General features: G+C 36.3%; 18 protein-coding genes, 1 tRNA gene and 1 riboswitch. Of the genes, 14 read left to right on the top strand and 5 right to left on the bottom strand.

Features of this window, described 5'->3' with window-relative positions:
- Positions 1-1,056 precede the first annotated feature (1,056 nt).
- Positions 1,057-1,174, top strand: a riboswitch (SAM riboswitch).
- Positions 1,175-1,910: 736 nt separating this feature from the next.
- From PY093_RS17715 to PY093_RS17685, 7 genes are all read left to right on the top strand, one after another.
- Positions 1,911-3,026 (top strand): methionine biosynthesis PLP-dependent protein, encoded by a 1,116-nt coding sequence (locus tag PY093_RS17715; protein WP_275647139.1) that lies wholly within the window; start codon positions 1,911-1,913, stop codon positions 3,024-3,026.
- On the top strand, positions 3,023-4,228 hold the full coding sequence (gene metC / locus PY093_RS17710) for a cystathionine beta-lyase (RefSeq protein ID WP_275647138.1): 1,206 nt from the start codon (positions 3,023-3,025) through the stop codon (positions 4,226-4,228). The genes PY093_RS17715 and metC overlap by 4 nt, the downstream gene beginning before the upstream one ends.
- Before the next feature lie 138 nt (positions 4,229-4,366).
- The gene (locus PY093_RS17705; protein ID WP_275647137.1) at positions 4,367-5,311 is read left to right on the top strand and encodes a TAXI family TRAP transporter solute-binding subunit; all 945 of its coding nucleotides are present in this window, start codon (positions 4,367-4,369) and stop codon (positions 5,309-5,311) included.
- Positions 5,312-5,384: 73 nt separating this feature from the next.
- Positions 5,385-5,900, top strand: coding sequence for a DUF1850 domain-containing protein (locus PY093_RS17700; RefSeq protein ID WP_275647136.1), 516 nt, complete (start codon positions 5,385-5,387; stop codon positions 5,898-5,900).
- Positions 5,893-7,869 carry a TRAP transporter permease gene (locus tag PY093_RS17695; protein ID WP_275647135.1) on the top strand — a complete coding sequence of 659 codons (1,977 nt, stop codon included), beginning with the start codon at positions 5,893-5,895 and terminating at the stop codon, positions 7,867-7,869. The genes PY093_RS17700 and PY093_RS17695 overlap by 8 nt, the downstream gene beginning before the upstream one ends.
- Positions 7,870-8,019: 150 nt before the next feature.
- A complete protein-coding gene (locus PY093_RS17690) occupies positions 8,020-8,961 on the top strand; it encodes an RpnC/YadD family protein (RefSeq protein ID WP_275647134.1) in 942 nt (313 codons plus the stop codon).
- A gap of 528 nt (positions 8,962-9,489) precedes the next feature.
- Positions 9,490-9,561, top strand: a tRNA-Val gene (locus tag PY093_RS17685).
- Positions 9,562-9,956: 395 nt separating this feature from the next.
- On the opposite strand, the gene PY093_RS17675 is transcribed toward PY093_RS17685, so the two are convergent.
- Both PY093_RS17675 and PY093_RS17670 read right to left on the bottom strand, forming a co-directional pair.
- Positions 9,957-10,157 (bottom strand): site-specific integrase, encoded by a 201-nt coding sequence (locus tag PY093_RS17675; RefSeq protein WP_275647140.1) that lies wholly within the window; start codon positions 10,155-10,157, stop codon positions 9,957-9,959.
- Between the two features lie 32 nt (positions 10,158-10,189).
- Positions 10,190-10,831, bottom strand: coding sequence for a site-specific integrase (locus tag PY093_RS17670; RefSeq protein ID WP_275647133.1), 642 nt, complete (start codon positions 10,829-10,831; stop codon positions 10,190-10,192).
- A 1,420-nt stretch (positions 10,832-12,251) separates the two neighbouring features.
- On the opposite strand from PY093_RS17670, the gene PY093_RS17660 reads away from it, so the two are divergent.
- The gene (locus PY093_RS17660; RefSeq protein ID WP_275647132.1) at positions 12,252-12,428 is read left to right on the top strand and encodes a hypothetical protein; all 177 of its coding nucleotides are present in this window, start codon (positions 12,252-12,254) and stop codon (positions 12,426-12,428) included.
- 302 nt (positions 12,429-12,730) lie between these two features.
- Positions 12,731-13,558 carry a DUF2332 domain-containing protein gene (locus tag PY093_RS17655; RefSeq protein WP_275647131.1) on the top strand — a complete coding sequence of 276 codons (828 nt, stop codon included), beginning with the start codon at positions 12,731-12,733 and terminating at the stop codon, positions 13,556-13,558.
- A 344-nt stretch (positions 13,559-13,902) separates the two neighbouring features.
- Here the strand turns inward: PY093_RS17655 and PY093_RS17650 are convergent, their stop codons facing one another.
- Entirely contained in the window at positions 13,903-14,511 is a 609-nt protein-coding gene (locus PY093_RS17650) for a restriction endonuclease (protein ID WP_275647130.1), read from the bottom strand.
- A gap of 101 nt (positions 14,512-14,612) precedes the next feature.
- Entirely contained in the window at positions 14,613-15,746 is a 1,134-nt protein-coding gene (locus tag PY093_RS17645; protein ID WP_275647129.1) for a S8 family peptidase, read from the bottom strand.
- A 421-nt stretch (positions 15,747-16,167) separates the two neighbouring features.
- Between PY093_RS17645 and PY093_RS17640 the strand changes: the two genes are divergently transcribed.
- Complete coding sequence (locus PY093_RS17640; RefSeq protein WP_275647128.1) at positions 16,168-17,430, top strand: helix-turn-helix transcriptional regulator; 1,263 nt, start codon at positions 16,168-16,170, stop codon at positions 17,428-17,430.
- A 12-nt stretch (positions 17,431-17,442) separates the two neighbouring features.
- Entirely contained in the window at positions 17,443-17,568 is a 126-nt protein-coding gene (locus PY093_RS17635) for a hypothetical protein (RefSeq protein WP_275647127.1), read from the top strand.
- 144 nt (positions 17,569-17,712) lie between these two features.
- Here PY093_RS17635 and cudC read toward each other — a convergent pair whose 3' ends face one another.
- Complete coding sequence (cudC, locus tag PY093_RS17630; protein ID WP_275647126.1) at positions 17,713-18,243, bottom strand: choline uptake/conversion transcriptional regulator CudC; 531 nt, start codon at positions 18,241-18,243, stop codon at positions 17,713-17,715.
- A gap of 299 nt (positions 18,244-18,542) precedes the next feature.
- Here cudC and proV point away from each other — a divergent pair, with 299 nt between their 5' ends.
- The 3 genes from proV to PY093_RS17615 are packed head-to-tail and all read left to right on the top strand — an operon-like array spanning position 18,543 to position 21,532.
- Complete coding sequence (proV, locus tag PY093_RS17625; protein WP_275647125.1) at positions 18,543-19,793, top strand: glycine betaine/L-proline ABC transporter ATP-binding protein ProV; 1,251 nt, start codon at positions 18,543-18,545, stop codon at positions 19,791-19,793.
- Positions 19,794-20,642 (top strand): ABC transporter permease, encoded by an 849-nt coding sequence (locus PY093_RS17620; RefSeq protein ID WP_275647124.1) that lies wholly within the window; start codon positions 19,794-19,796, stop codon positions 20,640-20,642. It begins immediately after the preceding gene.
- On the top strand, positions 20,642-21,532 hold the full coding sequence (locus tag PY093_RS17615; protein ID WP_275647123.1) for a glycine betaine ABC transporter substrate-binding protein: 891 nt from the start codon (positions 20,642-20,644) through the stop codon (positions 21,530-21,532). Before PY093_RS17620 ends, PY093_RS17615 begins: the two co-directional genes overlap by 1 nt.
- Positions 21,533-21,909: the final 377 nt, after the last annotated feature.

Below are 21,909 nucleotides of genomic sequence, written 5' to 3'. Positions count from 1 at the left end.
ATGGATATATCCGCAAAATACCAGTTTGTACACTCAAATTATTGAACCGCCGTATACGGGTCCGTACGTACGGTGGTGTGAGAGGGTCGAACGAATCAATCTTCTGATTCGTTCACTCTACTCGATTTATATAGGGATTTATAATACCTCTTATAGTAAAATAAAACCACTAATGACAAGATAAATTTAAAGGACAATGCTTATTGGACACTCAAAATTAAATGTCAATTGGGATGTCAATTCTTACACATTTCCATATACATCAGAAGTCATCTCCTAAATTAGTAACCAGTGATAGTTAAAATAAGAGGAGATTTTCCGGTTAAACTACGTAATAAGGCTTGGTTCGGGGTATATAAGCGGAGGTTTTCCGCTTAAGCAATGCAAAATGATCGCATTTTGACGTTTTTTGTGTAAATAGTCGGAATTCTTCCGTCTATTTAAGCTATTTTAAGTGCTATTTCGAAATTAAGAGAAATTTCTCCGCTTATTTATTAAACCATGCTGATTCCCTCATCTCTTGGTCCTTGAGGCTCGTCTTATGCTTGACTTGCACAGGATGTGCTGATGTCGATGTTCGCCACAGGACGTGGTGGGTTTTAATCGACGCGCCGATAAGCGGGCGCCCTGCGCTTTTTTTTAAAGATAAGAAAGTATAAAAGTTTGTACCTAGTTTTAGTGTCTAGCTCCGGGCGCCATCGGCTCGAGGTCATAAGCCAATCCGTCTGGAAGGTCAAAGAACAACCTTCCAGACGGCTCGTCTTATGCTTGTCGCCGATAAGCGGGCGCCCTGCGCTTTTCTTATTGTCATTTATAGGATTTGCACCTCAAAACGGAACCCATTAGATTACATGAACCCGGCGCTTTTTTTAAATATAATACATTAATGTAAATAGGAAAAAGCGGGAAAACAACAACTAAATACACGGTATCTTAACGGTACCATTCAACCAAATTAGCGAAGACAAAAAACTAAACTAAAAAAACCCTTGCAATTCATACTTCAGTAAGTTAAATTGGTAAATAGGAATTCAGAAAATTAAATAAACATATAAATTCTTATCAAGAGAAGCAGAGGGACTGGCCCAATGAAGCTTCAGCAACCATCCACGAGGAAAGGTCTGATACACCCTAAGTGTATCTTCTAGACCGGAACCAAATTTGTTTATAAATGCTTAGGAAATTCATTTCCCAAGCATTTATAAACAAATTCGATTCCTTTCAGCGACAGCTGAAATGCGCAGGCACTGTGCAGTTCTAGAAGATACTTACTAACCTACAAAAGACCTTTACGAGTCCACCCAGCGATGAAATGATTGGCCCCGCCAATCATTTCATCGCGACCATCCCATACAAGGGATGCAAACTCAAAACCTCAAACCGACCAGGTGCTAAATCCAGCGAATTGTCAAAACCAATTCGAAAGATAAGGAGAAGCCTGTGTAAATACAAAAGCCTTCTTCTTATAGAAGGCTTTTTTTGTATTTTTAACCGGATTACAAAGTATAAATTTCACCTAGTTTTAGTGTCTAGCTCCAGGCGCCATCGGACCTGAGATCATAAGCCTGTCTAGCTCCAGCGCCTAGAAACGAGGGGAAACTTCAACTCCTCCTACAGAAGCAAAGAACGCTTCTTTCGGCGGAGTCTCCAGTTTTCTCGTTTCTGACCAAGGCGCTTACGCATTTCGGGCAATCCGTCCGGAAGGTTAAAGAACAACCTTCTTAAAGGAACCGTCTTATGCTTGACTTGCACAGGATGTGCTGATGTCGATGTTCGCCACAGGACGTGGCGAGTTTTAATCGACGCGGGCGCGCCTTTCGTTTTACTTGCCTAGGAAGTTGATATTTGCCTGCCCGAATATTGCAGGAATTGGCTCGATTTACCTAATACACTATAAGGGGATGGAACAAATGACAAATAATAACATCGAAACAACACTAGCTCAAATCGGAAATAGAAGTGAAAACACAACTGGAACAGTAAATCCACCGGTCTATTTCTCAACAGCGTATCGACATGCGGGAATAGGAGAGTCAACTGGCTTTGATTATGTACGAACAGGTAACCCAACCCGACAAATCTTAGAATCTGCTATTGCGACATTAGAAAACGGAGATAGAGGCTTTGCGTTTAGTTCAGGAATGGCGGCAATTCAAACGGTATTATCCCTATTTAAAAGTGGAGATGAATTACTTGTATCCGCCGATCTATATGGTGGTACCTACCGCTTATTTGAAGGTTCAAGAAAATATGGTTTGTCATTTACCTATAGTTCTTTTCATAATATAGATGAAGTTGAAAGTAGTATAACCGACCAAACAAAAGCAATTTTTATAGAAACACCAACCAATCCCTTAATGCAAGAGATTGACATCAAAGCTATTGCGAATCTGGCAAAAAAACACTCTCTCCTTTGTATAGTTGACAATACATTTTATACTCCGGTACTTCAAAAACCTATTGACCTTGGTGCGGATCTTGTAATACATAGTGCAACAAAATATTTAGGAGGTCACAATGATGTATTAGCAGGTTTAATTGTTGCAAGAGGGGAAGAGTTATGTGAGGAACTTGGTAAACAACATAATGCGATAGGTGGGGTTTTATCACCATTTGATTCATGGCTGTTAATCCGTGGGATGAAAACACTGGCGTTAAGAATGAGGCAACATGAACAAAATGCGAAACGAATAAATGAATACCTACAAACAGCACCAGAAGTTACTGATGTGTTATACCCTGGAAGAGGGGGCATGCTTTCATTTAGAGTGGAAAATGAGGCGTGGGTTAATCCCTTCCTTAAAAGTCTAAAACTTATTACATTTGCTGAAAGCTTAGGTGGTGTGGAGAGTTTTATTACTTATCCAGCCACACAAACCCATATGGATATACCCGAGGAGATTCGTATAAAGAATGGAGTTTGCAATAGATTACTTCGGTTTTCAGTGGGAATTGAACATGAAGAAGATATTATAAGTGATTTACATCAAGCTTTTACTAATATGAAAGTGGGGGAATACAAATGAGTAAAAAAGAATATTCATTTCAGACAAATTTACTCCACAATAATTCAAAAGTAGATAAATATACAGGAGCCGTAAGTGTATCAATTCAACACGCTTCAACCTTTCATCAATCTGATTTCGATAGCTTTGGAAAATATGATTATAGTAGATCGGGAAATCCGACTAGGGAAGCGTTAGAAGAAATGATAGCAGAATTAGAGGGAGGGGCACGTGGTCTAGCCTTTTCATCAGGGATGGCTGCGATTTCGACCGCATTTTTGCTATTATCAAAGGGTGATCATGTCCTTATTACAGAGGATGTGTATGGTGGCACCTATCGCATGATTACCCAAGTTCTTAGTCGTTTTGGTGTAGAATACACATTTGTGGATATGACGGACCTCAATCAAGTAGCTTCACAAATAAAAAATAATACAAAAGTATTATATATAGAAACACCTTCCAATCCTCTTCTAAAGGTGACAGATATTAGAGGTATTGTGAAGTTAGCAAAGGCAAATGGATGTTTAACTTTCCTTGATAATACTTTCTTAACGCCAGCACTGCAAAGACCACTTGACTTAGGTGTGGATATTGTTCTTCATAGTGCGACGAAATTTTTATCAGGACATAGTGATGTGGTAGCAGGTTTGGCAGTAGTTAAGGACGCGGAATTAGGTCAGAAACTATACACATTACAAAATTCATTTGGGGCTATTCTAGGCGTACAGGACGCTTGGTTAGTCCTCCGAGGGTTAAAAACCTTGCATGTTCGGATTCAACAATCTTCTCAATCGGCGGAAAAACTGGCGAACTACTTAGCTAACCATCCTAAGGTTGAAGAAACCTACTATCCAGGATTAACACAACATAACGGGTATTCAATCCAACGTCATCAAACAGAAGGACCTGGTGCTGTTTTATCATTCCGATTAAGAGATGAGAAAGCCGTTAGAAATTTTGTTAACAGTGTTAAGATCCCAGTGTTTGCAGTTAGCTTAGGAGCAGTTGAATCGATTTTATCTTATCCAGCAAAAATGTCACATGCAGCAATGCCTTTAGAAGAACGGTTAAAAAGAGGTATTACTGATGGTTTGTTGCGACTATCTGTAGGCTTAGAAAATCCTGCTGATTTAATTGCTGATTTTGAGCAAGCTTTTGATATAGTAGAGAAAATTAGTCCAGATAATTTTCAAGCTGAACCGATAATCAATAAACTATAATAGAGTCGATCCGTATAAATTGTGAAGAATCAGTAGGACGTTAGAATATTATAATAACTTAAAATTATATTTATTGACAACTATCATAATACTTATGTACCATTAAGCTAGTATTAATTAAAATAAGGGGGAAAAGAAATGAGAAAAAGTAGATTATTTATCTCGTTTATAATGTTGTTAGGACTAACTATGATTCTTGCTGCATGTGGTGGAAAAGCCCAGCTAGCGCTTGTTACTGGTGGAACTGGTGGTACATACTATCCGCTAGGTGGTGAACTTGCAAACATAATCAATGATAACACAGACGCTGAAGTTACAAGTCAATCTTCAAACGCATCAGCTGACAACATGAAGGATATTCAAAAGGGTGAAGCTGACATAGCCTTTACTCAAACTGATATTGCAGCATATGCAGTTGAAGGAAAATTAATGTTTGAAGGTGCAGCAATCGAAAATGCACTAGCAATTGGAACTCTTTATCCTGAAACAATTCAAATCGTTACTTTAAAAGACAGTGGTATTACTTCTGTTGAAGACTTAAGAGGAAAAACAGTATCTGTAGGTGCTCCTGGTAGTGGGACATACGCAAATGCAGAGCAAATCTTAGAAATTCATGGTTTGACAATGGAGGATTTAGATGCTCAAAACTTAGCATTTGATGAGTCAACAGATGGTCTTCAAGATGGTAACATTGACGCAGCGTTTATTACAGCTGGTGCACCAACTGGAGCTGTTGAAGGACTTGCTGCATTAAAGGATGTTTCAATCGTTCCTTTAGCTCAAGATAAAATTGATGAACTAATTGCAAAATATCCATATTATGCACAGGACGTTGTACCAGCTGGAACTTATAAATTAGACGCTGAAGTAGCAACTGTTGCAGTTTCTGCAATGCTTGTTGCAAGCTCTGAATTAGATGAAGATTTAGTTTACAATATGACTAAAGCAATTTTTGAAAATGCTGATAAAATTTCCCATGCAAAAGGTGCTTTAGTAACAGCGGAATCTGCTGTTAAAGGTGTTGGAATTGAATTCCACCCAGGAGCAGCAAAATACTTTAAAGAAGAAGGCCTTATTGATTAATTAGTTATGAGGACCATGTTAATACAAGATAGGCCGATGTAATCGGTCTATCTTTTGTTAGGTAGGGTATAATATGAACGTAAAAAAGTATTTTAAAATAGCCATTCCAAGTGCAATTATTATTATGATTTTATTTATACCGTATAAACAAGTCCTTTCTTTTAGCTTCCAAAATACAAATAATGTACTAACGTATATACCTGTAGATATGAGGGGCAAAACATTTCAAATAAAGTTTACCCACACCATTCACCTTTCTGATGTAGTTGAAACCTATTCAATTGATTCAGAAAATACAATCCATCAAACGGAATTTATGTATGAAGATTTCAATGTAGGAATGCCTTCAAATGCAACTGGAGATGAAAAGTTTGTTGAGGAGGACGGAAAATATTATATTAAAAATATGAATAGAACCTTTCCTTTTATAGATATTAAGATAGCACAAACAATTCCGAAGCATCTTGTTATTTATAACGGAAAAGAATATTCGCTCTTAACGAATATCGAACCAGGCACATGGACAAGGGTTCAAAGTAAGAAAATAAGTTTATGGCAATTGATGAAAGGAGTGAATATGCTTGAGTAAAAACGATGAAAAGTTAGAAGCGTTAACAGCAGAAGAACAACAAGAGCTATTGGAAAAGTATGATCCAGAGGCAGCCACGAGGAAGCTAACAGGACTATTACGATGGGTTGTATTTATTGGTTTGCTCTCATTTTCTTTATTCCAGCTATATACAGCAGTTTTTGGGGTGTTTACTGCACAAGTACAACGATCAATTCACTTAGGTTTTGCATTAGCATTAATTTTTTTACTTTTCCCAGCTAAAAAAGGTACTATGAAAGAGGGTAAACTCCAAATCGAATGGTATGATGCGATATTATCCTTATTAGCTATCGGAGTCGGATTATACTGGCCCCTTTTTATTAATGACTTAGTACTTCGTGTAAGCGATTTAACAGCGTTAGATATGTTTATCGGTTTAAGTGCCATTGTTTTAGTCCTTGAAGCAACGCGGCGTGCAGTTGGTTTACCAATTACGATTATAGCGATGGTTTTCATGGGCTACTCTTTACTGGGCCCTTATATGCCAGGCTTTTTAAGTCATAGAGGATTAAGTATTGAAAAACTTATTCAAACGATGTTTTATACAACTGAGGGGATATTAGGAACCCCATTAGCAGTCTCGTCAACCTTTATTTTCCTATTTCTATTATTTGGAGCATTTTTAGTGAAAACAGGTGTAGGTCAATATTTTAACGATCTTGCTGTATCTATTGCAGGTAGAAGAATCGGGGGACCAGCAAAAGTAGCAATATTCTCAAGTGCTCTTCAAGGGACTATTAGTGGTAGTTCAGTTGCAAACGTGGTTACATCAGGTTCATTTACCATTCCAATGATGAAAAAGCTTGGTTACCGTAAAGAATTTGCTGGTGCAGTTGAGGCTGCAGCTTCAACCGGTGGTCAGTTAATGCCTCCAATTATGGGAGCAGCTGCATTCCTAATGGTTGAATTTATTGGTAATGGTATTACATATTGGGAAATTGCAAAGGCAGCCGCCATTCCAGCTGTTTTATATTTTACCGGAATTTGGATTATGACTCATTTTGAAGCGAAGCGTATAGGTTTGCGTGGACTTTCTAAAGAAGAAATGCCAAACCGTATCGAAGTATTAAAGAAAATTTATTTACTTATCCCAATTTTAGCAGTAGTCGTTTTACTAATGTCAGGTATGAGTGTAACAAGAGCTGCACTTTGGGCAATTGTTGTCACTGTCGTAGTAAGTGCGATAAGAAAAGAAACTCGAATCGGATTGGCCGGGATTATAGCTGCACTAGTCGATGGTGCTAGAACAGCTTTAGCAGTAGCAGCTGCAACTGCAGCCGCAGGGATGATTGTTGGTGTAGTCACAAAAACAGGATTAGGTCTAAAGCTTGCAAATGGTTTATTAGATCTTTCAGGTGGATATATCTTGCCGACACTATTCTTTACGATGATTGCTGCATTAGTGCTTGGTATGGGTTCCCCAACAACGGCTAACTATGTAATTACGTCAACAATTGCAGCACCAGCGATTATTTTATTAGGTTTCCCTGATCTCTCTGCACATTTATTCGTATTTTACTTTGGTATTGTAGCAGACGTTACACCGCCAGTTGCATTAGCGGCATTTGCTGCAGCAGGCGTATCTGGTGGAGAACCGATACGAACAGGGGTACAATCAGCGAGACTTGCGATTGCAGCATTCATCATACCGTATATATTTGTATTATCACCAGAGCTGTTAATGATTGATACGACCATACCGCAAACTCTATGGGTTGTTACCACTTCAGTAATGGGGATGATTGCAATAGGTGCAGGTTTGATTGGATACTGGATGAGAAGCACCCACTGGATAGAACGTATTCTTGCAGTAGCTGCTGGTTTACTATTGATTTATCCTGAAGGGTATAGTGACACAATAGGTTTAATTATGTTTATTGGACTGTTGGTGCTTCAGTATGTGATAAAAAGAGATGATGCACAGAAGCCCGTACCGGCAAACACATAAAAAGTACACGAAAAATGATAGGGATTTAAATTCCCTGTCATTTTTTTGTTTTCTATAAATGAAATACAATTGTAAAAAATATAATATCGAACATATGTTTTATTTGTGGTATTATTAATGTATAAAACTGAAATATAATGTGGTAAGCTAATGGTAAAGAACTATGTGTTAGAAAGGCCTCGAGAATATGATGCGGTCGATTATGACGGTCTTTGGAAAAAGCTGATTTATGAGTTGTTTGAGGAGTTTGTCCTGTTTTTTGCTCCTGATTTGTTTGAAGGGATTGATTTTTTAAAGGAACCAGAGTTTTTGCAGCAGGAGCTTTTTCAGGAGATTATTCAAGAAAAGAAAGGTAAACAAATTGCCGATCAATTCGTGAAAGTTTTTCTTAAGAGTGGCGAGGAAAAGTGGATGTTGATTCACATTGAAGTGCAAGGAGACCCTGATCCGAATTTTTCAAAAAGAATGTTTCGTTATTACTATCGTATATTTGACATCTACGATAGAGATATTGTGGCCATCGCACTTTTTACGGATGCCTCCAATCAGTTTAGACCGAGCGTATATCAACGCTCATCTTATGGAACAGCGTTAACTTATGAATATAATATTTACAAATTTAATGATCAAGATGAAGCAGGGCTTACCAATTCAAATAATCCGTTTGCTATTGCTGTGCTAGCTGGAAGATATGCAAATGAGGCAAAGAAGGATGCCGAGAAACGCTATCGCTTCAAAAGCAAACTTATTCGTCTACTATTACAAAAAAACGATTATCCCAAAGAAGAACGCCACATATATTTGTCAGCATTAATATACTTCATTGATTACTTATTACAAATTCCAATCGAGTTAACACAAAAGCTACGAAATGAAATTATTATTTCAGAGGAGGAAATGGAAATGATGTATCTAGATCGAAAAAATCCACCACCCACCTGGGGTGAAGTAAAAAAATTGGAAAGAGAAGAAGGAAGAGAGGAAGGACAAAGACTTGTTGCGCTTGAACTATTGAAAGACGGTATGCCGGTTGAACTAGTGTCAAAATATGTAAAGCTTCCAATTGAAGAATTGGAAAAGTTGGTGGAATAACACAACTACACCATAGCTTTAAAGATGTAAATTGTAAAAAATTTGCACGAAAAATGACAGAGAGGTAAATTCTCTGTCATTTTTATTGTTTAGGAATTTATAAAATTGTAAGGTTGTGTATAACTTCGTGTCTTTGTCTATCTACTTCTAGCTCCAGGCGACATCGGACCTGAGGTCATAAGCCATTTCCTTTAAGAAGGAAAAATCACCTTCTTGAATAAACCGTCTTATGCATGACTTGCACAGGATGTGCTGATGTTGATGTTCGCCACGGGACGTGGCGGGTTTTAATCGACGCACCGAAAGGCGGGCGCCCTGCGCTTTTCTTATGTTTATTTAAGCTTTTTTATCTTGTTTTTCTCAGATTCTATTCAAGCAATTGTCGAATAATATTTACTGCAGTTCTTGCCATAGCAAGTAATCGATCAATACTTTTAGAAGATTTTTCGAGAAACATTCCCTTTGACAATTCAAATAAGAGAGGCTATAATTCTATTATACAAGCAATGTATTTTCAATTTTCATATAGACTTGTTAGCTCAGTGGGAGAGCACTTCCTTGACAGGGAAGGGGTCGTGGGTTCAAGTCCCTCACAGGTCATCAGAAAATAAGAGCCGGAAACCTTAATTTAATAGGGATTCTGGTTTTTTTATTGTATAAAGGCATATGTACAATGTAGTTAATTAAAATGCATTTGCTAACATTCTAAACATGATTTAGTGCATTGTGAAAAATATCTGCCACATCATTATCTTTATTCGGTATTAAGTGAGCGTAAAATTCAAGGGTTACCTTTGGAGTTGAATGTCCTAACCTTGAAGAAACTTTTACTATATCTACACCCTCTGATAGAAGAATAGAAGCGTGAGTGTGTCGGTTATGGAGAGCTCAACATAATGTCTTAAATCATGAAATCTAATAGCCGATACCCCAGCGTTTTTTATAGCCCTTTTCATAACTCTCATCAAATTTTTTGGATCCTGGAAGGTTCCTGTTTAAGTACAAACGACTAAGTTACTGTCTTGGTAAAGAAGACCAAATCGTTTCTTAACTGTTTCTTGAGCAGCATTGAGTTTCTTTAATTCGTTAACGATAGTATCAGAAATAGGAATTTGTCTCATAGAATTTTTTGTTTTTACACTTGTTAATTGATATCCTGATTTAGGAATATGTGACAGAGTTCTCTCAACTCTGATTGTCCTATTAGAAAAATTTATATCAGACCACTTTAACCCAAGAATTTCTCCTTTCCTCCTTTCCTCATTCCCGTATATATTGCTAAAAGAAAAGCAATATATAGCCTTTCTTCTGAACAGCTCTTAAGAAATAACCTTATTTCTTCAAATGACCAAATCAATATTTCTTTATTAGTGTCACTAGGTGGATCGGTATTTTGAACCGGATTAAATTTAATTTTGTTCCATTTTACTGCTTGGTTTAGTGCAAGGTTAAGGATTTGGTGAATTTTTCTAACTGTACTTTTGCTGTAGCCTTCCTCTAATTTAACATTATAAAAGTTATCAATATGTTTGGTTGTAATGTGTAACAGAGGAACAGAAGAAAATGTATTTTCTTTGATTAAATGTTTTTCAATTAAGTATTTTCTACTTGAAAAGGTAGTTTCTTTAACTCTCCGTTTATAATGGTTCTCCATCCAATTCACAATGAAATATGAAAATATCTCACGACTTGGTTCGATAAAAGAGTCTTCATTTATTTCTGATAAAATTTTACTTAATGCTGATTGGGCATCCTTTTTCTTATGAAAACCACCTTTTGTCTTTTGTTTTCTTTTACCTGTAACCTGGTCTCTACCAGTATCAACGATATATGTATAGGTTTTTCCTCTTTTTACAATTGATCCTCTCATAAAGGCCTCCTTAATGAAAATTATTATTAACTTTTATTCCCATGATGTAAGAGGCTTATATCCTTTTTTAAAAAAATAGGAAGGTCTGCAAACGGGTTGTGATTCTTTCATACGAACGGGTACTGATCAAAGCAGGGTTAGTGCCCCTTCTTGTTGAAGGTCAGTTATATGTAGTATCTGTTCAAAAACATTGATATGGTGCACCCCTTATCATTATTTACATGTAACCATAGATAAGCCGTTTAAGGACTTGGCTTGGAGCCTCTGTGGGCATGATTGGTCTTGAAAGGCTGAAGCAAGTGTTTCAGTGGCGGATCAGTCTATCATACCCACCCCTCCAAGTAAAGTCCTATCGTTGTTTAAGTTGGAAACTATAATTAATAACTATATATAACTAGTAAACAAAGATAGGAAATAGGCTGTATTTGTAGCTTTATTAACGTTAATTACGGTCCAAAACCATACTAAATATAAGGGTCAGGATAGTTGTGCGAATTGTTCTTAGTTTAAATTGAGGATGGCAACATCACTCTGGTAAAGGCTAGGCAGATCCTATTTTGAACCTGAACTCTAGGGAATGACGGTACTATTACACTACGTTCTCATGAAGGAAAGAGAATAATGGAGTTGCTATCTTTGCTCAGTTGACTTTTAAACCATAAAACAAAGCACTCGCAGGAATCAGATATAATCTTTCTCACATCTAACTATTTTTTGACCACATTTATCCTAAATTATTAATTAGTTTTTGGAGGTTGATATTTTGAAGATAGAATTTAAAGACAATGATGGTGGAGATACTATTCACTGGAACTCCGGAAGAAATTTTAATGATATTTATCGGAAAATAATAAATCATTTTGAGGCTCTCATTCATATGAGGGCTTTATTATTTAAGAGAGAAGAGAATAATTATTCGAAAATTCTATTTTTAACTTCCTATATAAGTTAAGTATGGAACGATGGATGAAGGTTATGATTACACACCTATTTATCAACAACTTCTTCAAATGGATGCACATTTAATTATTGCCTATAACAAACGCAGAGAAGGAGAAATTGAAGGATTTGATTAACAGTTTGCTCCTACAAGTATAAAAGGGTAAGAATTATCCAGCTTTTAAGTGAAACACCTTATATGAATAGAAAGGGAGGTAACTCCCTATTATCGGAAATCGAACTTAGTGTGAAATCTCTATTGATATCCTTTGACGGGGGATTGTGCTGAAAAGGAATGCTCCCACTTGATTACTTTAATTTAGGGAATATTGACCCCAAAAAAACGTTTTTTGTCTAAAAAGTTAGAATTTTCAAAATATATAACAGATAATAAATGCATGTAATTTAATTCAAAAAGGAGGCTAAGTTTTTGTTTTGTACAAAGAAATAAAATTTATACTTTTAGGAGGGAATACTTAATTTGAAGAAGTTAAAAAAGTGGATTTCAATATTGGTCATTTCTCTTTTGTTTGTTCAATATTTACCTACAGCTACATTAGCAAATAGCTCTGAGTCATCTGTAGAATCACTCGTAGAATACGAGGAACCACAACTAACTGAGGAAATAAAAAAAGAAGCGAATATATTTTGCTCCTAAATAGGGATGCCATTTTTCTTATTGAATAAACGGGGTAATTAGTGGAAGAGGAAGCGATGAAATATATTGTAGTTAAGTGGACGAAGGTAAAATAAAATGATAGAGAAAAAAAGTGGAATGATTAACGAGATAGTATACAATAACACTGTTTACTATAACGGAAAATATAGATATTACCCAACGATTACAGATTTAAAGAGTATGTTAGATGAGATAATTAGTTCTAAATCAACTACCGATTATTTAAGAATTACTCCATTTTATATAAATGAATTATTGGATATGCAAATTGAGTTTGAAGAATGGTATGTCAACACTTAAATTATCAAAGTATAGTTGAGCAACCAAAAGTACCCAAAGAATCTTTTCCGCATTTTAGGGATTTTTGTTCAAAATATAAAGATCAAATCATATCTATTTTAAAAGAAAAAATGGTACAGACAAATGAGATTAGACGTTGTGGATACCTCTATCCAAGTTTCTCCTATGTTTATAACAAAGTAAAAAAGCCGTTAGCGTTGATAGAAATAGGAACCAGTGCAGGATTTCAACTTTTATGGGATAAATACTCTTATTCGTATTATTCGGATGAAGTATATGGGAAAATGGAGTCAAATGTTTACATTAAATCAGAAATTAAAGGAGAAAACTTACCAACGTTTTCTAAAAAAATCCCCCCCGTTTTTAACAGATATGGGTTAGATTTGCACATCAATGATCTATCCAACATCGAAGACTCCTTGTGGTTAAATTCTTTAATCTGGCCAGAACATAAAGAGAGAAGGGCATTATTCGAACAGGCTTTTGGGTGTGTTATGAATAATAAAGATGAACTCAATTTAATTGAAGGGGATGGTCTAGAATTACTCCCCCGTATTATCGAGCAAATTCCAACCGATTCGATTATATGTATATTCCATACTCATGTTGCTAATCAAATTTCAGAAGATGAAAAACATAAATTATTAGATAATGTTAAGAATATTGCGATTAAAAGGGATGTCTTTCATATCTATAACAATATTTGGGATAGAGACCTTCACCTTGACTACTTTATTAACAGTATTGAGCATAATGAAATATTAGCTGAAACTGATGGACTTGGAAGATGGTTTAGATGGATGCTTTAAATTGAAAATTCACATGAACGTGACTACAAAGACCTTCAATGGAAGGCTGTAGAGCCTATCCCCAATTACATTAAAGTTAGGGGACGACACCAAGTAAGGAGTAGAAACAATGCAAATTAGAGAATTGAATGTTAATGAGGAACCTCCTATTGGTTTATTGATACTGGCTGATCCTTCCCCTAAACTGATAAAATTTTGTGCTTAGTTTTAGTGTCTAGCTCCGGGCGCCATCGGACCTGAGGTCATAAGCCAATCCCTTTCCGAAGGCAAAAAACGCCTTCAGTCAGGGCTTGTCTTATGCTTGTCGCCGATAGGCGGGCGCGCCTTGCGCTTTTCTTGTTTAATTAAACTAATTCAGGTGTTGATTTTATTGTGTTTATTTTTACATTTTTATCCTCAAGGCCACGGATCCAATATTTCACAAGTTGTGTTCCTTGGATTAATTCGATATTTAAATCTTCTGCATATGATCTTGCAAGATTTGTAAAATCTCCAGTTGTGACAATGTAACCACCTTTTGCTTTTTTTTTAAGGATTTGGGAATGAAGAATAGCTATTGATTCAAAGCCAAGGTCTTTTTCTAAGCATTTTACTTGTCCTAGAAATAAACCATCTTCTCGTTCATGTTCAATGTTAACTCCGTAGTCAGATGGGGGGCTTAAATATACAATCCCTCCATAGTACCCTTCCAAAACATTCCCAACAAAGTTCTCAAATTCGGTGGAACTTTGTTTTATAAAAAGAGATGATAAATTTTGACTTGAAATGTCACTTGATTCTTTTCTAAACCGATAAAACAATCCCATCGCTAATGTTTTTTTAATTTCACTACTAGTTGAAATAGAGTCTGTGATCATTGATCGCAGCTGATCATTTTCCTTTTTACGTCTTATCACATCGAATGCCGCTAGAACTAAAAGAATTGCACTAACAATTGAAATAAATGTATCCATGTGGTCACTCCTTTACATCTTTAGTTTAGACGAAAGGAACTCATATAAACCTAAAAGTGAAAAGTGGCACTCTGAACTAAGTACCACCATGACAAAAGTTGTTATTGAATTGCTTTAAAGACGTTAATTACACCATTTCCGTAATAGAAGGAATCTCCAAGAGAGGTAGCGGTAGTATTTAGGCGTTCACGCACTTCAACATTTGTCAGTGTTGGGTGCTTAGCTAATATAAGTGCAGCTGCACCGGCAACATGTGGTGAAGCCATTGAAGTTCCGTTGTATGAATCATAGCTATTTCCTGGAACTGTACTAAGGATGTTAACACCTGGAGCCATTACTTCAATCTCACTTCCTACACTTGAGAAAGAGGCTCTAGTATTAGTAGAGTCAACCGCTCCAACAGCTATAACAGATGCGTATTTTGCAGGGTAGCCGATTGTATTACGCTTACCCTTTGAACCGCTGTTTCCAGCAGCGGCTACAACCACAATTCCACTGTTATATGCGTTATCAACTGCTTGTTGTAGGGCTGTTGAACCTTGACTACCACCTAAGCTCATATTAATAATATCCATATCATTTTCGATTGCCCACTCAATTCCTTGTGCAATCCCGCTATATGATCCACTACCAGCACTATCTAATACTTTTACTGCATAAAGCTCTGCAGCTGGAGCAACACCAAGCACTCCAAGTGAATTATTTAACCCAGCGACCGTACCAGCAACATGTGTGCCGTGACTATTACCATCTTCTAGGGCATTAGGTTCTCCGGCTATGAAACTAGCACCACCTGCTACATTTAAATCTTCATGACTAGCGTCGATGCCTGTGTCTAAAATAGCTACCTTAACGCCATTGCCTGTAACACCAGTTGACTGTACGGTATCAGCTTCAATATGAGGAATGCCCCAAGGTGTTGTTTGACCAATAGCTTCCATAGTTCCGTCTGCTTCCACAAAAGCAATGTTTGGGTTTTTAAGGAGGGCATTAACTGCTTGATCAGGTAATTTTGCAAGAATAACATTCATGTATTTATATTGAAGTTTTACTTTTCCGCCCGCGCCTTTTACTTCAGCTAACTCATCCTCTGATACTTTGGAGTTAAAACCAATTAAGTAATCTTTTGGAGCATTATCAGATTTAGCACTTACTGGTGATGTCGTACCAATGATCATTGCAAATGCTAGAATAAAGCTAAATAGAATACCTACAATCTTATTACTCTTTTTCATTCCATGACCTCCAACTTTTATTTGGCAACAATCAAATAAGAATGAATGGCTTAGGAGAAGGAAACTAAAAGTAGATTATTGTAATTCAATATGAGTCCCGGGAAGTCCAAATTGAATTATGATTATTGCTGGATTAAATCGTAACATTAATCTGAATGTTTTGTTATTGGGAAAATCACAACAAATAATAGTAACTAACAAAGAGTAACAGAATGAATTTTCCCAATCGTAAAAGTAAGTTTTCCGCAATATACTACTATGTAATAGTACAGTTTTAAAATGTAATCTCGGGATTTGGGATAATTGGTACTCTACATAGGATAAGAGCAGGATTTGAAGTTCAATTTTCCAAATATGTAAAAGCGAGATTATCAGAATATTATAAAGAATCAATACTATACTTAAAAGAGAGGAATGTGTTATGGAAATAGGAAATAGACTTCGCTTTTATCGAATACAGCAAAACATGACACAAGAGGAGCTAGCAAGTGGTATCATCTCTATCTCATATCTATCAAAGATCGAGAATAACCAGACCTCTGCAAGTGTAGAGGTTTTAGAAATGCTTTGTAAGAGGCTTGGCATACAATTGATTGAGGAGAGTGAGTATTCTCTTTTAAAAGAATTACATGATTGGTACTTTACTATTGTTAGCCGTAATAAAGAAGAAGCAGATTCCAGGTACGAGAAGTATGTTAATGTTGTTCAAAGCACAAATGATTCAACTGCATACATACATTTTGTTCTATTTGAATTGAGATATTTTTTATTACAAAGAGATCTCGAGAAAGCAGAATTACAGCTTAACAAAATTAATACATTTAAAGATATTTTCGATGATCAAATGAACTACTTCTATAGTAAATTTTTTGGTTTGTATAACTATATGAAAAACAAATTTACTACAGCGAAGGACTATTACAAGCTGGCGGAACGAATCTTAAATAAAAGTATTAACATCGAAAAATGGGAAGAAGCTGATTTATACTACTCCATTGGATTGACTTATAGTCAATTGGGAAAAATGGCTCTAAGCAATAGCTATACACATTTAGCACTAGCGATATATCAGTCTCGCTATGATTTAAAAAGAAGTGCTGAATGTCATGTTTTATTAGGTATTTGTTATTTAAGAACAGAAGAGTATGAGTTGTCTGAAGAAAATTACTTACTAGCAAATAAAGTGGTTGAAAGTATGAATGATTCGAACTTAAGAGGAATCATTTATCATAATCTTGGATATTTGTATTCGATACAAAAGAGGCCGAATGAAGCAGTTAAAAAATATGAGAAGAGCTTGAGTTATAAATTAGAATCAAATATTGAAGGAAAACTTGTTTCTATTCATGGAATTATAACTGAGTATTACTCAATAGAAGAGTATGGTTTTTGTAAGATTTGGCTTTTAGAAGCTAAAAGATTGCAAGAGGAATATGGTTTTAAGGAGTATAACGTCCATTTTGAAATTTATAACTTCCTAATCAATGATCCATCAGAAGAATTTGAGAAATTCATGCAGGATATTGCGTTACCTTATTTTCAGACAAAAGAAAATATGCAGTATTTGATAAAATACTCAGAGATATTAGGTAATTACTTTGAAAAAAAGTTTAAATATAAGCAAGCAAATCGTTATTATAATATAACGATTAAAGCGCTTAGGAAACTAAATTATATATACTAAGGAGAGAGTAGAATGAAAAAATTGTTAGTATTAGTTGTTGGTGTCGTTTTAACTTTAGGGATAAACCTTGCTTCAGATAATTTTGCAGGTGAAGCCGAACATCCGGATCCAACATCATATAGCCCTTATACTATCTAATAAATTAACCAGGCCAGGAGAATGTTTCCTGGTCTGTTTTTTATTTTAAACACGGAGTTAAAAGGCTTACACGCTCGTGTAAGCCTTTGAATAGTTCTATTTCAATTGATAAATACCATGGAAGTTACTATTATCCTCCATTTATTATCTAGGTATATAATTAAATATTTCTTTTGATTCAAAGCTATCGACTAACCGGTTTAACCAGTTGTAATAATCAAGAGCATTATGTAGCTTGTTGATGTCAGATTTAGCAGCATCCTTTATTTCTGTTGTTATGTTTTCTTGTGCGAGCAAGTCCTCTAGTTCTTTAAGTGACTTTTCTATTGCGGAGATATTTATTGAAACCCCAGTGCGCCATTTAATTGTAAAGAAATCAATAAACGTTTGGTGCCAATCCTCTTGAACCATATAAAGATCTTTTCGTACGCCCTTTTTCCATACTTTATCGACCATTTTAAGATCTACTAAGTTTCGTACAGAAGTACTCATGCTCGTTTTACTCATGCCAAGCTCTTCCTTCATGTCATCGAGAGTCATTGGTCCATCTTCAAAGTACATAAGACCATAAAGTCTCCCTACAGAAGGAGTCATCCCATATAAATTCATGTTTTGAGCAACCGCTTCTATCACACGTTCACGCGCTGTTTCAAGCTGATCCTTACCTTCCAACATCCTTCACATCCCATTATATTAACTATTAACTATAGCCTACCCATTTGTCCAATGAAAGTAAAGTTGCGTAATATGAAGGATGAAGGAGGAAATTAGATTAATTGTATGTAAACACTTTGTATAGTTCATACAGTATATTCTGTACGAAGTTTATGGCTGATTTCACCTCTATATCGGCTTTGAGTAAATTGGTAATTACTTCTACAATTATAAGGTCAAGTAAAAAATCATTGGTTTGGACGACTAGCCAATGTAAGATTATTTGTTTTACGAAGGAAAGGTTGACAAGAGGTGAAGGTATGGAAGAAGGCAAAAAAGTAAAGATTAGTGTAAATGATGTCACAAAGGTTTTTGGAAAAAATCCTAAAAAAGCTATAGAACTTTTAAAAAAGGGAAAAACAAAGCAAGAAATTCTACAAAAAACCGGCTCGACAGTTGGTGTAAATCAGGCTAATTTCGAAGTTTACTCAGGTGAAATATTCGTTATAATGGGTCTTTCAGGGAGTGGTAAGTCGACGCTTGTTCGCTTATTAAATCGTCTTATTGAACCAACCAGTGGGAAAATCCTACTTGATGGAGTAGATGTTGTCAAGATGAATAAGGAAGAGCTTCGGAATGTTCGAAGAAAAAAGCTAAGTATGGTATTCCAGCGATTTGCACTATTCCCACATAGGACTGTGCTAGAAAATGCAGGGTACGGACTTGAAATACAGGGGTTTCCTACATCTGAAATTGCAAGTAAAGCACAGGAATCATTAGAGCTTGTAGGGCTAAAAGGATATGAAAATCAATATCCTGACCAACTAAGTGGAGGTATGCAGCAACGTGTTGGTCTTGCAAGAGCTTTAGCAAATGATCCTGATATTTTACTTATGGATGAAGCATTTAGTGCTCTTGATCCACTAATACGAAAAGATATGCAGGATGAATTATTACAATTGCAATCGACGATGGAAAAAACAATTGTCTTTATTACACATGATTTGGATGAAGCACTACGGATTGGTGATCGTATAGCCTTAATGAAGGATGGAAATATTGTCCAAATAGGAACGCCAGAAGAAATTTTAATGAATCCTTCAAATGACTATGTTGAAAGATTCGTAGAAGACGTAGATCTATCTAAAGTATTAACAGCTGCACATGTTATGAAAAGGGCCGAAACAATGTCTATTGAAAAGGGACCGCGAGTTGCATTAAAGCTGATGAAAGATAATGGGCTATCTACGATTTATGCTATTAATAAACAAAATAGATTACTAGGTGCAATAACGGCAGGAGATGCTTCAAATGCGGTTGAACAGAATCTTAGCTTAGAACAAGCACTTACAAAAGATGTTATTACGGTAGCTCCAGAGACATTACTAACTGATTTATTTGATAAAGTTTCAACAGCAACCATACCTGTTGCAGTTGTTGATAAAGAAAATCGCCTAAAAGGCATTGTAATTAGAGGCGCTGTTATCGGTGCGTTAGCTGGAAATAATACATATATTAACGGTTTTGATAAGGATTCTCCTTCTAGTAACAACTTAAGGGAGGTGAAGTAAATGGAAGGTTTTTTACCGAAACTCCCTTTGGCTCGTTGGGTAGATGCCTTGGTTGATTGGCTTACGTATAATTTTGAAGAAATGTTCGACGGAATAGCAAATGGGTTAGAAGCATTTGTAGAGGGGATTGTAACAGGGTTATCCTTTATTCCTTCGATAGTACTTATTGTATTAGTAAGTTTACTAGCTTTAAAGATTTGTAAATGGAGAATTGGGTTATTTAGTTTCTTGGGTTTATTACTAATCGATAACTTAGGCTATTGGGAGCACATGCTTGATACGGTTGCACTTGTGTTAACATCTGTTTTTATAACCGTGTTAATAGGTATTCCTGTCGGTATTTGGGCATCTCAGAAAAAGAGGATTCACCAAGTTATAACACCGATATTAGACTTTATGCAAACAATGCCTGCATTCGTCTATCTCTTACCTGCAATCTTTTTCTTTAATATTGGCGTGGTGCCAGGAGTTGTGGCATCAGTCATTTTTGCAATGCCACCGACCATTCGCTTAACGATTCTTGGAATACATCAAGTTCCTGCTGAGTTAATAGAGGCTACAGAAGCGTTTGGTTCGACTACAAAACAACGTTTGATGAAGGTTCAATTACCACTTGCCATGCCAACAATTATGGCAGGGATAAACCAAAGCATCATGCTTTCTTTATCAATGGTAGTTATTGCATCCATGGTAGGCGCACCAGGTTTAGGTGCAAAAGTATATGAAGCAGTGACGCAAATTAAAACTGGAACTGGTTTTGAAGCTGGTCTAGCAATTGTTGTTATCGCAATTATCCTAGATCGGATTACTCAAAATATAGGAAAAAATAAACAAGGGGGAACTGTATAATGATACGTAAATTAGTAGGAACAACATTAGCATTAGGATTAACGATTGGACTGGCTGCCTGTGGAGGTTCAGAAACTAGTGGAAACGAGGATCAAACTGTTGGTGATCGTGTAGAATATAAGATTGTTGGAATAGATCCAGGTGCAGGGTTAATGAAATCTACAAAAACAGTAATTGAAGAGTATGGTCTTGATGAGTGGGAACTAGTAGAGGGATCGGGTGCGGCAATGGCTGCTGCATTAAAAAAGGCCTATAATAATGAAGAGCCTATTATCGTAACAGGTTGGACACCACACTGGAAGTTCTCTGCGTTTGATTTAAAATATCTAGAAGATCCTAAAGGTGTATATGGTGAAGATGAAGATATTAATACGATTGCACGTGTTGGATTAAAAGAAGATCATCCAACGGCATATGCAATTTTAGATCAATTCAAATGGACTCCAGAAGACATGGCTAATGTTATGGTTGAGATAATGGATGGGGTTGAAGCTGAAGAAGCTGCTGCATCATGGGTAGAAAAAAACGCCGATAAAGTTGCGAGCTGGACTGAAGGTGCGGGAACTGTTGATGGTGACGAGATTATGCTAGCCTATGTCGCTTGGGACAGTGAGATTGCTAGTACTAATATAATTGCCAATGTGTTAGAAAGTGTTGGATATGAGGTTACTCTTCGTCAGGTTGAAGCAGGACCAATGTGGTCTGGTGTTGCAGATGGTAGCGTAGATGCACATGTAGCTGGTTGGTTACCTTCTACACATGCAGATTACTATGAAAAATTTGAAGGGCAATTTGAAGACCTAGGTGCAAACTTAGAAGGAACAAAACTTGGATTAGTTGTTCCAACATATATGGATATTGATTCTATTGAAGATTTAAAAAACGAATAGGTTATACTGCGAGATATAAACAACCGGTGTCAGGCTCGTGCCTGACACCGGTTGTTTTTTTAAAAGATAAGCAAGGATAAAAGTTTGTACCCAGTTTATGTATCTAGCTCGAGGCGCTATCGAACGGTAACCAAAACAGCAATCTGATGCCCGAAATCGCGTAAAAATAAGAAAACGGTAACCAAAACAGCAATCTGATGCCCGAAATCGCGCGAAAATAAGAAAACGGTAACCAAAACAGCAATCTGATGCCCGAAATCGCGCAAAAATAAGAAAACGGTAACCAAAACAGCAATCTGATGCCCGAAATCGCGCAAAAATAAGAAAACGGTAACCAAAACAGCAATCTATCTTAAACGACGCGCCGATATGCGGGC

Source organism: Cytobacillus sp. S13-E01 (assembly GCF_029193815.1).
GTDB lineage: Bacteria > Bacillota > Bacilli > Bacillales > Bacillaceae_L > Bacillus_BV.
This window is presented reverse-complemented; position numbering and strand designations above follow the sequence as displayed.

Coding starts and splice junctions, on each gene's coding strand:
- PY093_RS17635 (WP_275647127.1), top strand. CDS start 17,443: ATGAAAAAATTGTTAGTATTAGTTGTTGGTGTCGTTTTAACTTTAGGG.
- PY093_RS17705 (WP_275647137.1), top strand. CDS start 4,367: ATGAGAAAAAGTAGATTATTTATCTCGTTTATAATGTTGTTAGGACTA.
- PY093_RS17620 (WP_275647124.1), top strand. CDS start 19,794: ATGGAAGGTTTTTTACCGAAACTCCCTTTGGCTCGTTGGGTAGATGCC.
- PY093_RS17650 (WP_275647130.1), bottom strand. CDS start 14,511: ATGGATACATTTATTTCAATTGTTAGTGCAATTCTTTTAGTTCTAGCG.
- PY093_RS17715 (WP_275647139.1), top strand. CDS start 1,911: ATGACAAATAATAACATCGAAACAACACTAGCTCAAATCGGAAATAGA.
- PY093_RS17700 (WP_275647136.1), top strand. CDS start 5,385: ATGAACGTAAAAAAGTATTTTAAAATAGCCATTCCAAGTGCAATTATT.
- PY093_RS17690 (WP_275647134.1), top strand. CDS start 8,020: ATGGTAAAGAACTATGTGTTAGAAAGGCCTCGAGAATATGATGCGGTC.
- cudC (WP_275647126.1), bottom strand. CDS start 18,243: ATGTTGGAAGGTAAGGATCAGCTTGAAACAGCGCGTGAACGTGTGATA.
- PY093_RS17670 (WP_275647133.1), bottom strand. CDS start 10,831: ATGAGAGGATCAATTGTAAAAAGAGGAAAAACCTATACATATATCGTT.
- metC (WP_275647138.1), top strand. CDS start 3,023: ATGAGTAAAAAAGAATATTCATTTCAGACAAATTTACTCCACAATAAT.
- PY093_RS17645 (WP_275647129.1), bottom strand. CDS start 15,746: ATGAAAAAGAGTAATAAGATTGTAGGTATTCTATTTAGCTTTATTCTA.
- PY093_RS17640 (WP_275647128.1), top strand. CDS start 16,168: ATGGAAATAGGAAATAGACTTCGCTTTTATCGAATACAGCAAAACATG.
- proV (WP_275647125.1), top strand. CDS start 18,543: ATGGAAGAAGGCAAAAAAGTAAAGATTAGTGTAAATGATGTCACAAAG.
- PY093_RS17655 (WP_275647131.1), top strand. CDS start 12,731: ATGGTATGTCAACACTTAAATTATCAAAGTATAGTTGAGCAACCAAAA.
- PY093_RS17615 (WP_275647123.1), top strand. CDS start 20,642: ATGATACGTAAATTAGTAGGAACAACATTAGCATTAGGATTAACGATT.